At 73.0% G+C, this 11850-nt stretch carries 15 protein-coding genes; 8 read left to right on the top strand and 7 right to left on the bottom strand.

Going from position 1 to position 11850, the window contains the following annotated elements; translation table 11 throughout:
- Positions 1-5 precede the first annotated feature (5 nt).
- The 4 genes from AC1RSJ_RS06805 to AC1RSJ_RS06790 form a co-directional block, all read right to left on the bottom strand.
- Positions 6-359 carry an RNA polymerase-binding protein RbpA gene (locus AC1RSJ_RS06805; RefSeq protein ID WP_493117588.1) on the bottom strand — a complete coding sequence of 118 codons (354 nt, stop codon included), beginning with the start codon at positions 357-359 and terminating at the stop codon, positions 6-8.
- 110 nt (positions 360-469) lie between these two features.
- The gene (locus AC1RSJ_RS06800; protein ID WP_493117587.1) at positions 470-1252 is read right to left on the bottom strand and encodes a glycerophosphodiester phosphodiesterase family protein; all 783 of its coding nucleotides are present in this window, start codon (positions 1250-1252) and stop codon (positions 470-472) included.
- On the bottom strand, positions 1227-2156 hold the full coding sequence (locus tag AC1RSJ_RS06795) for an SPFH domain-containing protein (protein WP_493117586.1): 930 nt from the start codon (positions 2154-2156) through the stop codon (positions 1227-1229). The genes AC1RSJ_RS06800 and AC1RSJ_RS06795 overlap by 26 nt, the downstream gene beginning before the upstream one ends.
- Complete coding sequence (locus AC1RSJ_RS06790) at positions 2153-2626, bottom strand: NfeD family protein (RefSeq protein ID WP_493117585.1); 474 nt, start codon at positions 2624-2626, stop codon at positions 2153-2155. The genes AC1RSJ_RS06795 and AC1RSJ_RS06790 overlap by 4 nt, the downstream gene beginning before the upstream one ends.
- A gap of 113 nt (positions 2627-2739) precedes the next feature.
- Between AC1RSJ_RS06790 and AC1RSJ_RS06785 the strand changes: the two genes are divergently transcribed.
- The 7 genes from AC1RSJ_RS06785 (at position 2740) to AC1RSJ_RS06755 (ending at position 7835) form a co-directional block, all read left to right on the top strand.
- Positions 2740-3516, top strand: a complete 777-nt coding sequence (locus AC1RSJ_RS06785; RefSeq protein WP_493117584.1) for an SDR family oxidoreductase — start codon at positions 2740-2742, stop codon at positions 3514-3516.
- Positions 3517-3526: 10 nt separating this feature from the next.
- The gene (locus AC1RSJ_RS06780) at positions 3527-4012 is read left to right on the top strand and encodes an NUDIX hydrolase (protein ID WP_493117583.1); all 486 of its coding nucleotides are present in this window, start codon (positions 3527-3529) and stop codon (positions 4010-4012) included.
- A gap of 5 nt (positions 4013-4017) precedes the next feature.
- On the top strand, positions 4018-4500 hold the full coding sequence (locus tag AC1RSJ_RS06775) for a heme-degrading domain-containing protein (RefSeq protein WP_493117582.1): 483 nt from the start codon (positions 4018-4020) through the stop codon (positions 4498-4500).
- 92 nt (positions 4501-4592) lie between these two features.
- Positions 4593-5567, top strand: a complete 975-nt coding sequence (locus AC1RSJ_RS06770) for a hypothetical protein (protein ID WP_493117581.1) — start codon at positions 4593-4595, stop codon at positions 5565-5567.
- A complete protein-coding gene (locus AC1RSJ_RS06765) occupies positions 5554-6642 on the top strand; it encodes a hypothetical protein (protein WP_493117580.1) in 1089 nt (362 codons plus the stop codon). Before AC1RSJ_RS06770 ends, AC1RSJ_RS06765 begins: the two co-directional genes overlap by 14 nt.
- A gap of 69 nt (positions 6643-6711) precedes the next feature.
- On the top strand, positions 6712-7158 hold the full coding sequence (locus AC1RSJ_RS06760) for an NUDIX domain-containing protein (RefSeq protein WP_493117579.1): 447 nt from the start codon (positions 6712-6714) through the stop codon (positions 7156-7158).
- A 131-nt stretch (positions 7159-7289) separates the two neighbouring features.
- A complete protein-coding gene (locus tag AC1RSJ_RS06755) occupies positions 7290-7835 on the top strand; it encodes a GNAT family N-acetyltransferase (protein WP_493117578.1) in 546 nt (181 codons plus the stop codon).
- Here AC1RSJ_RS06755 and AC1RSJ_RS06750 read toward each other — a convergent pair.
- The 3 genes from AC1RSJ_RS06750 to AC1RSJ_RS06740 form a co-directional block, all read right to left on the bottom strand.
- A complete protein-coding gene (locus AC1RSJ_RS06750; RefSeq protein WP_493117577.1) occupies positions 7827-8468 on the bottom strand; it encodes a histidine phosphatase family protein in 642 nt (213 codons plus the stop codon). The genes AC1RSJ_RS06755 and AC1RSJ_RS06750 overlap by 9 nt on opposite strands.
- A 44-nt stretch (positions 8469-8512) precedes the next feature.
- Positions 8513-10699 (bottom strand): RNA polymerase recycling motor ATPase HelR, encoded by a 2187-nt coding sequence (gene helR / locus AC1RSJ_RS06745; RefSeq protein ID WP_493117576.1) that lies wholly within the window; start codon positions 10697-10699, stop codon positions 8513-8515.
- A gap of 98 nt (positions 10700-10797) precedes the next feature.
- Entirely contained in the window at positions 10798-11187 is a 390-nt protein-coding gene (locus AC1RSJ_RS06740; RefSeq protein ID WP_493117575.1) for a RidA family protein, read from the bottom strand.
- A gap of 149 nt (positions 11188-11336) precedes the next feature.
- Here AC1RSJ_RS06740 and AC1RSJ_RS06735 point away from each other — a divergent pair, with 149 nt between their 5' ends.
- The gene (locus AC1RSJ_RS06735) at positions 11337-11771 is read left to right on the top strand and encodes an iron chaperone (RefSeq protein ID WP_493117574.1); all 435 of its coding nucleotides are present in this window, start codon (positions 11337-11339) and stop codon (positions 11769-11771) included.
- Positions 11772-11850 lie beyond the last annotated feature (79 nt).

The raw sequence follows: 11850 nt of genomic DNA, 5'->3' as shown, positions 1-11850 counted from the left end.
GCGGTCTAGGCCGCGCCGCGCCGGGCGCGGAGCACCTGAAGGCGCTCCTCGAGGAGCTCCTCGAGCTCCGGGATGGTACGCCGCTCCAGCAGCATGTCCCAATGGGTGCGCGGGGCCTTCGCCTCCGCCTGCTCGAACTCGACGAGCTCGCCGTCGTCGCCGACGAGGCGCCCCTCGAGTCCGTTCTTCGGCGACTCCCACTTCTCCGGGACGTCCGCGTCAGCCGCGAACATCACCTCGAAGAGGGTGCCGTCGTCCGTGCGGTAGATGCTCTTCTTGCGGGGAGAGAACTCGACGCCCTCTTCGCTCTGCAGACTCTGTGATCCGAGCCGCATCCCCCGCAGACTGCGATCAGCCATCGTGTGGCCTCCTTCTGTCTGTGCCGACTCCGTTCTAACGACAGATTCGTCCCGGACATGCCCGTCGGCGGCCCGTTCCAGGGCTTTCCCAGCGGATGCGGGGCGCCGCCTCACCTCCGGGCGGCGACCACCTCGAGCGCGAGGTCCGCGCGATCGCTGATGATCGCGTCCGCGCCGGCGTCGAGGAGCCGCCGCATCTCGGCCGGATCGTCGATCGTCCAGTAGTGCACCTCCACCCCCGCGCGGTGCAGGGCGGCGATGATCCGGGGGCTCGAGGTCGACAGCGGCCCGTAGTGCGACGGGATCTGCACCGCGTCGACGCCGCGCAGCCCGAGCCGCGCCAGCCCGGCCCAGCCGAGCACGCCGCCGACGATCGCGAGCAGAGAGCCGCGCGACGACGCAGAGGTCGCCACGCCGGGCAGCAGCGCGACCGCGGCACGGCGGCGGGTGTCGTCGAACGACGCGATGAGCACGCGGTGCACGGCTCGGGCCTCGGCGATGGCCGCGGCCGCGGGCGCCGCCGCGCCGGCCGTCTTCACGTCGATGTTGAGCCGGGCGTCGGGGAAGCCGTCGAGCAGCTCCGCGAGGGAGCAGAACCCCTGGCCCTCGCCGAGCGGAACGTCGCGCAGCTCGCGCATCGTCAGCTGGTCGATCCGCACGTCGCGGTCGGCGATCCGCCGCAGGTCCGGATCGTGCGCGATCACCGCGACGCCGTCCGCCGTCACGTGCACGTCGGTCTCGAGGTACTCGGCGCCCGCGGCGAGCGCCGAGGCGAACGCGAGCAGCGTGTTCTCGGGCGCGGTCGTGTGCAGACCGCGATGGGCCAGCACGCGCGGCGTCGCGGGCGCGAACCAGCCCGCGCCCGCCTCAGCCGGCTGCCGGCGGCGTGTCACGCGGCTGATCGCGCGGCGCGAAGAAGCCCTCGCCGATGCCCTTGAGGGCCTCGGTGAGCTCGCTCGGGATGATCCAGAGCTTGTTGCTCTCGCCCTCCGCGAGCTTCGGCAGGGTCTGCAGGTACTGGTAGGCCAGCAGCTTGGAGTCCGGGTCGCCCTCGTGGATGGCGCTGAAGACGGTCTGGATGGCCTCCGCCTCGCCCTGGGCGCGCAGCACGGCGGCCTTCGCGTCACCCTCCGCGTTGAGGATGGACGCCTGCCGGGCGCCCTCCGCCTGGAGGATCGCGGCCTGCTTCGTGCCCTCGGCCGTGAGGATCTGGGCGCGGCGGTCGCGCTCGGCGCGCATCTGCTTCTCCATCGCCTCGCGGATCGTCGACGGCGGCTCGATGGACTTGAGCTCGACGCGGCCCACGCGGATGCCCCACTTGCCGGTCGCCTCGTCGAGCACGACGCGGAGCTGGCCGTTGATGTTGTCGCGACTGGTCAGCGCCTCCTCGAGGTTCAGACCGCCCACCACGTTGCGGAGCGTCGTGATCGTGAGCTGCTCGACCGCGCCGAGGTAGTTGGCGATCTCGTAGGTCGCCGCACGCGCGTCGTTGACCTGGAAGTAGACGACCGTGTCGATCGACACCACGAGGTTGTCCTCGGTGATGACGGGCTGCGGCGGGAAGCTGACGACCTGCTCGCGCATGTCGACGAGCGGCCGCAGCCGGTCGATGAACGGCACGAGGAGGTTCAGGCCCGGGGTGAGCGTCTTGTGATAGCGGCCGAGCCGCTCGACCACCCCGGCATAGGCCTGCGGGATGATCCGGATGGACCGGAAGATCGTCGTCAGCACGAAGATGACGACGACGATGACGACGATCACGAGGATGATCGCGCCGAACAGATCGCCGGAGTTCACGAGACGGTCCTTTCTGCGGGGGAGACCACGGCCGTGGCGCCCTCGATGGAGATGACGACGACGCGGTCGCCCTCGTCCGGGGCGATGCCCCCGGCGGTCTGGAGGCGCGACGTCCACGTCTCGCCGTTCGCCAGCTTCACCTGGCCGGCGCCGTCGACGAAGCGGCGCACGACGGTGCCGCTCTGGCCGAGCAGGGCGTCGACGTTGCTCCTCGCCGGATCCGCCCCGCGGTGCAGCCGACGGTGCAGCGGCGGGCGCACGAGGAACAGCAGGATCACGGCGAGCACGCCCGCGACGATCACCTGCAGCCACCAGGGCGCGCCGACCAGGCCGCTGACGAGGCCGCCGATGCCGCCGATCGACAGCATGAGGAACGTGAAGTCGAGCGTGAGCATCTCGATGACCGCGAAGATCAGGATGAGCGCGATCCACGCCACCCACGCCCAGGATGTGATCAGGTCGCCGTCCATCCGGCACCTCCCAGCGTCGATGATGTCTCGACTCCCAGCATAGACGGCGGAGGTGTGCGCGAGCCGGGACCCGCGAGCGTCCGGCGGTCCCGCCGTTGGTAGTGTCGGACCCCGTGAGCGACCCCCAGACCCCCGGCCCCCTGACCCCCGGCGCGCTCGACGGCGTCCGCGCCCTCGTGACCGGCTCGTCTCGCGGCATCGGCGCCGACACGGCGAGCTACCTGGCCGCCGCGGGCGCGAAGGTGGTCGTCAACTACCGCCAGAAGGCGCCCCGCGCGCTCAAGGTGGTCGCGGGCATCGAGGAGGCGGGCGGCGAGGCGATCGCGATCGCGGCCGACCTGACCGATCCGGCCTCCGTCGGCGAGATGCTCGGCACCGTCGCCGAGCACTGGGGCGGCCTCGACCTGCTCGTGCTCAACGCCTCCGGCGGCATGGAGTCCGGCATGGGCGAGGACTACGCCCTGCGGCTCAACCGCGACGCGCAGGTGAACGTGCTCGAGGCGGCCCTGCCGCTCATGCCCGCCGGCGCCCGTGTCGTGTTCGTCACGAGCCACCAGGCCCATTTCATCGCCACCACGCCGACGATGCCGGAGTACGAGCCGGTCGCCCGCTCGAAGCGCGCCGGCGAGGACGCGCTGCGCGAGCGGCTGCCCGAGCTGGCGGCGAAGGGCGTCGAGTTCGTCGTCGTCTCCGGCGACATGATCGAGGGCACGATCACGGCGACGCTGCTCGAGCGGGCGAACCCGGGCGCCATCCAGTCGCGTCGCGACACCGCGGGGCGGCTGTACCGCGTCGACGAGTTCGCGGCCGAGGTCGCCGCGGCGGCCGTCGACCCGATCCCGGCCGGCCACACCCGCTACGTCGGCGACATCAGCGACTTCCAGGCCTGACCCGCCCGCGATGCCGAACGCCCGCGCGCACCGGCTCACCAGCCGGGTCCTGCTGTCCGACGAGGACGGCCGCATCCTGCTGTTCCTGACCGCGGCGCCGGACACCTCAGGCGCATCGCGCTGGATCACGCCCGGCGGGGGAGTGGATCCGGGGGAGGACCACCGCGCGGCGGCCGTGCGGGAGCTCTTCGAGGAGACCGGGCTCGCCGTCGACGGCGCCGAGCTCGGCGATCCGGTGCTCGCCGAGGACTTCATCGTGGCCTGGGACTCCGCCGACCACGACACCGGCCACGTCGAGTTCTACGCGCTGCGCACCGCGGCCTTCGAGCCCTCGAGCGCGCACTGGACCGACGAGGAGCGCGTGGACGTCAGCGGCTGGCGCTGGTGGGTGCCAGCCGACCTCGAGCGCAGCGGCGAGCCCTACGAGCCGCTGACCCTGCCCGCACTGGCGCGGGATGCGATCGCCAGGACCACGACACCCGACGAGAAGGGCTGAACCCGATGGCCGAGACCGATCACCGCCGGCGCCTCAAGCGCCTGGAGGACCAGGAGCGCAAGCTCGTCTTCCCCGACTTCTCCCATGCCGACGCGTGGCGCCTCGGCACGATGCTGGTCGGCATCGCCGCCGAGCGGAGCCTGCCGGTCGCCGTGCGCATCACGATCGGCGATCAGATCGCCTTCCACGTCGGGATGCCGGGGTCGAGCGCGGACAACGACGACTGGCTCGCCCGCAAGGAGCGCACCGTGCGGCGCTTCGGCGTGAGCACCTTCCTGCTCCGCACCCGCGGCGATGCGTCGGGCCGCGACTACGCCGAGCTCGACCGCTCCCTGTACGCGGTCGCGGGCGGCTGCGTGCCCATCCGCACCGCCGCCGGAGCCCTGCTCGGGACGGTCGGGGTGTCCGGTCTCTCGCAGGCGGACGACCACGCGCTCGTGCTCGACGCGATGATGCAGTTCCTCAAGGAGCCGGCGCCTGAGGGCTGACCCTGAGCCCATGCCCCGAGCGGCATGTAGTTGATATCCGCTCGTTATCGACACGGGCATCCGGGGTCGATCCGGTCCGCTAGCTTCGGGTCATGAGGACTTCTCTGGCCAGGATCGCGGTCGTCGCCGTGCTGGCGACGGGCCTGCTCGGACTGGCGGCGGCACCGGCCTCCGCAGCGCCGATCGCCGGCCGGGCGAAGGCACTGTCGGTCGGCGGCGGGGCGATCAAGGCCGAGTACGGCCAGGATTGGACCGTCGACGGCTCGATCAGCTGCGGGAGCGTGGGCACCCTGTCCGTCGCCGAGAACGCGAAGCAGCTCTACAGCACGACCTACAGCGGCTTCTACTCGCCCACGTTCGGCTTCGGCTCGTTCTACTTCGCGCCGCTCTCCGTGGGGACGCACACGCTCACCATCACCGTGCAGCCCGCCTTCGGCTGCTCGGTCGAGAGCGGGACCGTGTCGGTCACGATCACGAAGGCGCCGCTGACGTTCGACGCGCGGATCGCGGCCGACCCCAACGCGCCCGGCAACGCGATCATCACCTCGCAGGGCATCGGCGACTTCATGGACCGGCTGACGCCGGCCATCTACCGCGACGCGAACAGCGCCCGCTTCCCGGCCGGCACCTGGAAGATCTCGGTGATCGACGACACCGGCGCCGTCGTGCACGACGACACGATCACCGGCAAGCTCGGCGACCCCGGCTACGTGAGCGCCTACTGGCTGCAGGCGCCGGAGGACGCGAAGCTCACCGCGTCGGTCGACTTCACGCCGTCCGGCTCGACGGCCGGCGACTTCGACGTCACCCAGCCGGATCCGTTCGGCTACACGACCGGCCAGTCGACGAACGCGGGCCTCACGAAGCCGGCCGACGACGGTCCGCCGCGGAGCACCACGCCGACCGGCTTCACGCTGCCGTTCTGGTCGCTGCTCGCCGCCGGGGTGCTGGCCGCCGCCGCCGTCGCGGTCGGCGTCGTGTTCGCCGTCCGGCTGCGTCGCCGGCTCCACCGACTCGACGAGCTCGAGTCCGCGCTGATCCAGGAGGCTCCCCGTGCGTCGGCGTGATGCGATCGCGGCGGCGGTCCTCGTCCCCGTCCTGGCCCTCGCGGGTCTGCTCGTCGCGACCCCGGCGAGCGCCGCGGACGGGGTGTCGACGGTGACCTCGTTCCCGTCGGAGAGCACCGTCAGCATCGCCTTCGGCGACGCCTGGGTGGTGCCGATCAAGGTCACGGTGCGCGCGGTCTACCAGGACGGGTCCGTGCCGAGCGCGAACGTGCCGCTGCCGCCGGTGCCGTCCAACTCCGGCACGATCGACGTGACGATGGACGGCGCGCCCGGCGTCTGGGCGTCGCAGCTGCCGCTGCAGCCCGGCGGCGTCGCCTACCTGTCGCAGCCGGCCGCGATGGCGCCGCTGAGCACCGGCACGCACACCTTCGAGGCGATCTACAACCCGGCGGCCGGATCCGGCTATGCGTCGAGCAAGACGGCGGGCTTGCTGACGATCGAGGTGAAGGGCTTCACCATCGACGTGCAGTCGCGCATCGTCGACGACCCGGCCACCGTGACCGAGCCGACGCTCCAGCTCGCCCTCGACGGCACCTGGCTCGACGGCCACGACGGCAAGGCCCCCGAGGGCACCTGGGCCGTGACCGTCACCGATGCCGCGAGCGGCAAGACCGTGCTGCGCCGCGGGCTCATCCAGAAGCCCGAGGCCGCGGCGACGATCTCGATCCCGTTCGGGTACCGCACCGACCCCGGGCGCCGGTACCGCGTCGCGGCGGTGTTCGCGCCGGCCATCTGGCTGGCGCCGGGCATCGCGACGACGCAGGCTGAGGACATCGGCTACGCCACGAGCGCCCCGGCACCGCTGGCCTTCCTCGTGAACCCGGTCGGCATGCCGATGTGGGTCGGGATCGTCATCGGCGCCGCCGTGCTGCTGCTCCTCGGCGCGGCCGTGCTGCAGGTCGTCGCGGCGTCGCGCGCCGACCGCCGCATCGAGGCGATCGAGTCGGGCGAGATCCAGGCCGTCGCGCCGGCCTGGGGGGTGTCGGGCACCGCCGACTCGGCGACGCCGACCTGGGGCTCGTCGGATGGCGCCGAGGAGCCGAAGCGCCGCGACGACTCCGGCATGGGGTACTGACCCGCGACACGCGGTCCGCACGGACGTCATCGCTCGCACCGCGGGTGCTCGCCGTGGTCGAATGCGTCCGTGGCCGTCCGCACGAGCGTCGAGGTCTGGATCGTCCGCGCGACGGCGGAGGGCGACCGCGTGCTGCTGCTCCGCAAGCGCGGCCGCACCGAGGGGCCGCGCCCGCATCCGCCGTTCTGGCAGCCGGTGACCGGGGGAGTCGAGGCGGGCGAATCGCACGAGGACGCCGCCCGGCGCGAAGTGCTCGAGGAGACCGGCATCGGCATCGACGCGGACGCCCTGTCGGTCGCCGTGCCGGAGTTCGAGGTGGTCGTCGACGCCGAGCTCACCGTGCGCCGGCGCGTCTTCACGGCGTGGACGGCCCGGTCGGAGGTGGAGCTCGACGGCGTCGAGCACGACGACTGGCGCTGGTGCGCACCGGACCAGGTCGAGCCCGCGCTGTCGTGGCCGAGCAGCCGGACGACGTGGGGCGTCGTGCGCGGCACGCTCGATCCACTCGGCGGCTGAGCAGGATCTCGGCGATCGCGACGACTCCACCTCTCGAGCCACTGTACCGATAATGCGCATTATGTCAGTACGAACAGATCACGGCGTCTGAGGATCCCCCTCCGCAGGACGGGTTCCGTACCCTGAAGCGCATGATCTCGCTCGTCCTCCCCGACCGCGACCGACGCGATTCGTGGCTGGCGGCGATCGACGAGTTCGACGGGGCGGTCCTGCACGGCTTCGCCGCCGTCGGCTTCGACGCGCTCGAGCTGCACGAGCCGGACGTCTTCGACCGCTGGCTCGAGCGCGAGATCGCGCAGCGCACCCGCGGACTGGACGGCTTCGTGCCCGCGACCGCCTGGTGGATCGTCGACGACGACGCCCCGTCCGAGGTGCTCGGCTCGATCCACCTCCGCCACCGGCTGAACGACTGGCTGCTCGCCGAGGGCGGGCATATCGGCTACGGGATCCGGCCGAGCGCCCGCGGTCGCGGCGTGGCGACGGCAGCCCTCCTGCTGATCCTCCGGGAGGCCCGTCACCTCCGTCTCGATCGCGTGCTCGTCGTGTGCGAGTCGGACAACCCGGCCTCGCGAAGCACGATCCTGGCCGCCGGCGGAGTGCTCGAGAACACGGTCGGCGCGAAGGAGCGCTACTGGATCGACCTCGACGCCGAGGCGAACGGCGGGCTGTCATCCTGACAGGTGCCGCACGTCCCCCAGCAGCCGCAGCTCCCGGTTGCCGAACGGGTTCTCGTCGCTGAGCACCGTGATGCTGCCGGTCGGCGCGCGGAACGCCGCCCAGGCGCCGGCCTCGACCGGCAGCCGCAGCCAGTGCGCGATCAGCGGCGTCACGCTGCCGCCGTGGGTGACGACGACGCGGTGCGCGGCAGGATCCTCGTCCACGCGGCGGGCGGCCCGGTCGACGCGCTCGATCCACTCGCGCTTCGTCTCGGCACCGTCGATCCCCTCGTCGTGATCGAGGCGCTGATCGGCGGTGGCCGCTCCCCCGGGCGGGAATGAGAAGCGCTCATCCAGCCAGGCCTGCGGACGGCCGTGCGCATCGCCGTACGACTTCTCCCGCAGATCCGCATCCTCGATCGTCCCGACGCCGAGCGCCGCAGCGATCGGCTCGGCGGTCTGCCGGGCCCGGACGAGCGTCGAGGTGCGCACCGACACCGACTCGCCCGCCGGGATCAGCTCACGCAGGCGCGCCGCGATCGCCGCGGCGTGCGCGCGGCCCCGGTCCGTCAGGTGCGAGTCGGTCCAGCCGCCGACTCGCCGCTCGACGTGATGCGCCGCCTCCGGATGCACCACCGCGTAGATCGTCGCCATGTCCCCAGCGTGCCAGTCCCCGCCGATGCGGCTCCATCCCGGCGCTACTCCCCCGGCCCCCCGACCGGTCCCTCCCCCGCGATGACGAGCTCGCGCGTGGCCCTCGTCATCGCGACGTAGCGGTCGACGGCCCCGGTCACACCCCTCCCCCAGCGCTCCGGCTCGATCAGCACGACGAGATCGAACTCGAGCCCCTTCGCCGCCGCCGGCGTCAGCGTCCGGACGCGTCCGGACGGATGGGGCACCCGTTCCTCCCCCGCGTCCGCCGCGATCACGCAGGCGGTGCCCTCATCGTGACTGACGACCCAGTCGTCGAGGATTCCTCGGACAGCGCCGGTGGGCACCCGGCGGACCGGCAGCCCGCTCGCGCGCACCGAGGTCGGCACGTTCGCGTCCGGGACGGCCGAGCGGATGACCGGCTCCGCCTCCGCCATGATCTCCTCCGGCGTGCGGTAGTTCACGGTCAGCGACGCGACCTCGGCGTGCGGGATGCCCGCACGCGCGAGCCGCTCCGTCCACGAGTCGGCGAACCCGCGTCGCGCCTGCGCGCGGTCTCCCACGATCGTCAGGCTGCGCGACGGGCAGCGGCTCAGCAGCATCGACCACTCGGCGTCGCTGAGCTCCTGCGCCTCGTCGACGACGATGTGGGCGAACGGGCCGGCGAGCTCGTCCGGCGCCGCTCCCCGCCCCTCCTCGAGCAGCCGCTCGCGGAGATCGTCGTGCACGAGCATCGCCATGACGCCCTCGCCGTGCCGGTCCGCGTCGATGAGGTCGTCGATGACCTCGGCGCGACGCTGCCGCTCGAGCGCGACCGCGGCCTCGTCACGTCGGCGTCGACGCAGGTCCTCGGGGTCGCCGATCCGGCGCCGGGCCGCGTCGAGCAGGGGCAGGTCGGCCTCGGTCCAGGCGCGCGGCTCGGCGCGCTGCAGCAGGAGCACCTCCTCGTCGGACAGCCCCGGCGCGCAGCGCCGCAGCCATCCGGGCGACGACCAGAGGTCGGCCACGACGCCGGCCGGGTCGAGCACCGGCCAGGCCGCGGCGAACGCCGCACGGAGGTCCGGGCTCTGCGCGAGCGCCCGGTGCACCGGCCCCACGGGCTCGCCGTCGGCGGCCCGCTCGGCGACGATCGCGAGCAGCTCGGCCCAGACCTCCTCCCGGGCATCGTCGTGCGGCACGCCCGGCTCCGCGGCGTCGAACGCACGCCGCCAGTCCTCGGGCTCCACCTCGACGTCGACCCAGTCGGTCTCGACCATCGTCGGCTGCGCCGGCGGACGCTCGAACCACCGGACGGCGCGCTCGACGGCGTCGACGAGCTCGCGCGAGCCCTTGAGCGCCGCGACCCGCACGTCCGGCTCGGGCACGGCGGCGACGCCCTCCGCCACGAGCTCGGGCAGCGTGGCCAGGCGCACGCCCTCCTCGCCGAGACTCGGCAGCACGTCGGCGACGTAGTCGAGGTAGGCCGGGCTCGGCCCGACGACCAGCACGCCGCCGTGGCGGCGCGACATCCGGGGGTCGGAGTAGAGCAGGTAGGCGGCGCGGTGGAGCGCCACGACCGTCTTGCCGGTGCCGGGTCCGCCGTCGACGACGAGCGCGCCGCGGCCGTCTGCGCGGATGATCGCGTCCTGGTCGGACTGGATGGTGCCGAGCACATCCCGCATCCGTGCCGACCGCTCCCCCGCGAGGCTCGCGAGGAAGGCGGACTGGTCGTCGAGTGCGGCGCCCGCGGTCTCGGCGCCGGGGGCGAGCGCCTCGTCCCAGTAGTCCGTGATGCGCCCGCGGGTCCAGCGGTACCGACGCCGGCTCACGAGCCCGAGCGGGTCGGCCGTCGTGGCCCGGAAGAACGGCGCCGCGGCGGGCGAGCGCCAGTCGACGAGCAACCGCTCCCCCGCCGGGTCCGCGAGTCCGAGCCGTCCGATGTAGACGGGTCGCGCCTCGCCCTCGAGCACCATCCGGCCGAGGCAGACATCGAGCCCGTAGCGACGCAGCGCACGAAGCCGCGACTCCAGCCGGCGCACCTCCTGGTCGCGGTCGAGCGCGCGCTGACCGCCGCCTCCCGGGGCTCGCAGCTCCGCCGCGAGCCGGTCGGACAGCTCGGCGGCCGTCGACGCGAGGTGCCCGGCGAGCCGCTCGAACTGCTGCGCGTCGTCGCCGATCAGCGCCGGATCGCGCTTCGCGGCGAGTCGGTCGGGCAGGGCGAAGGGCGAGGACGGGAGGGCGTCGAGGCGGGGCACGGTTCGGCATCCTGCACCCGCACCGGGGTCTTGCGGCAAGTCCCCCGTCGCGAGCTACTCTGGAGATGCAGGCGGAGACCGCACGATCCGACTCCGGATCATCGGTCTGGGACCGCGGCGATCGCGTCGATCTCGACGAGCACGCCCGGCCGCGCCGGCATCACGGCGACCACCGTCACTGCGGTGCGGAACGGCCATTCCTCCCGCGATGCGGCGTAGGCGGCCGTCGGATCGACGCCCGTCGTGAGGTGGATGGTGAGCCGCGCGACGTTCGCCGGCGACGTGCCGGCCGCCTCGAGCACGGCCTTGACGTTGCGCAGCGCCTGGGCGGTCTGCGGCCCGAGCCCGTCGAGCAGCGTCCCGTCGGCATCGATGCCGTTCTGGCCGCCGACGTACAGCGTCCGGCCGGGCGGAGCGATCATCCCCTGCGCGAAGGCGGGGCTGGTCGGGATGGACGCCGGATCGACGGCGACGAGCAGGCTGGTCATGGGAGCTCCTTCCGCTGCGGTCAGCCTCCCGCGCTCCCCCGACATCCGGCGCCCCATCCGAGCAGGATCGGAGAAGCGCCGGTCGAGCGCCCTTCGCATACTGGACGCGAGCCGCCGGAGCGCGGATCGATCGACGAGGAGGAGTCGCCATGCCGACGAAGCAGAGCGAGAACGGCTTCAGCGACGCGGAGAAGTCCGCGATGAAGGAGCGCGCCGCCGAGTCGCGCCGCCGCGCGAAGGCGTCGCCGGAGGAGCTCGAGGCCGAGCAGCTCGAGAAGATCGCGGCGATGGCGCCGCACGACCGCGCCCTCGCGACCCGCGTGCACGAGCTGGTGAAGGAGCACGCGCCGCAGCTCAGCGCGAAGACCTGGTACGGCATGCCCGCCTATCAGAACGCCGCCGGCAAGACCGTCGTGTTCTTCCAGGACGCCGCCAAGTTCAAGTACCGCTACGCGACGCTCGGCTTCCAGGACGCGGCGAGCATCGACGAGGGCGGCTTCTGGCCGACGAGCTGGGCGCTCGCCGAGATGACCCCGGAGGTCGAGCGGCGCATCGCCGAGCTGCTCCGCCGCGCGGTCGGCTGACGCGCGCTCCGGCGCACCTCCGCGTCCGGTCCGATGGATCGGCCGAGCGGATGACGACCGCGATCCGGCGCCCCGGATA

It is taken from the genome of Schumannella sp. GW821-FHT10F01 (assembly GCF_058809295.1).
Note: the sequence above shows the minus strand (reverse complement) of the source record. Positions and strands in the feature narration are given on the sequence as shown.

What these genes read in the sequence shown, in the direction of transcription:
- AC1RSJ_RS06750 (WP_493117577.1), bottom strand. Translation starts at nt 8,468, where the DNA reads ATGGCGACGATCTACGCGGTGGTGCATCCGGAGGCGGCGCATCACGTC.
- AC1RSJ_RS06740 (WP_493117575.1), bottom strand. Translation starts at nt 11,187, where the DNA reads ATGACCAGCCTGCTCGTCGCCGTCGATCCGGCGTCCATCCCGACCAGC.
- AC1RSJ_RS06775 (WP_493117582.1), top strand. Translation starts at nt 4,018, where the DNA reads ATGGCCGAGACCGATCACCGCCGGCGCCTCAAGCGCCTGGAGGACCAG.
- AC1RSJ_RS06755 (WP_493117578.1), top strand. Translation starts at nt 7,290, where the DNA reads ATGATCTCGCTCGTCCTCCCCGACCGCGACCGACGCGATTCGTGGCTG.
- AC1RSJ_RS06790 (WP_493117585.1), bottom strand. Translation starts at nt 2,626, where the DNA reads ATGGACGGCGACCTGATCACATCCTGGGCGTGGGTGGCGTGGATCGCG.
- AC1RSJ_RS06770 (WP_493117581.1), top strand. Translation starts at nt 4,593, where the DNA reads ATGAGGACTTCTCTGGCCAGGATCGCGGTCGTCGCCGTGCTGGCGACG.
- AC1RSJ_RS06805 (WP_493117588.1), bottom strand. Translation starts at nt 359, where the DNA reads ATGGCTGATCGCAGTCTGCGGGGGATGCGGCTCGGATCACAGAGTCTG.
- AC1RSJ_RS06735 (WP_493117574.1), top strand. Translation starts at nt 11,337, where the DNA reads ATGCCGACGAAGCAGAGCGAGAACGGCTTCAGCGACGCGGAGAAGTCC.
- AC1RSJ_RS06780 (WP_493117583.1), top strand. Translation starts at nt 3,527, where the DNA reads ATGCCGAACGCCCGCGCGCACCGGCTCACCAGCCGGGTCCTGCTGTCC.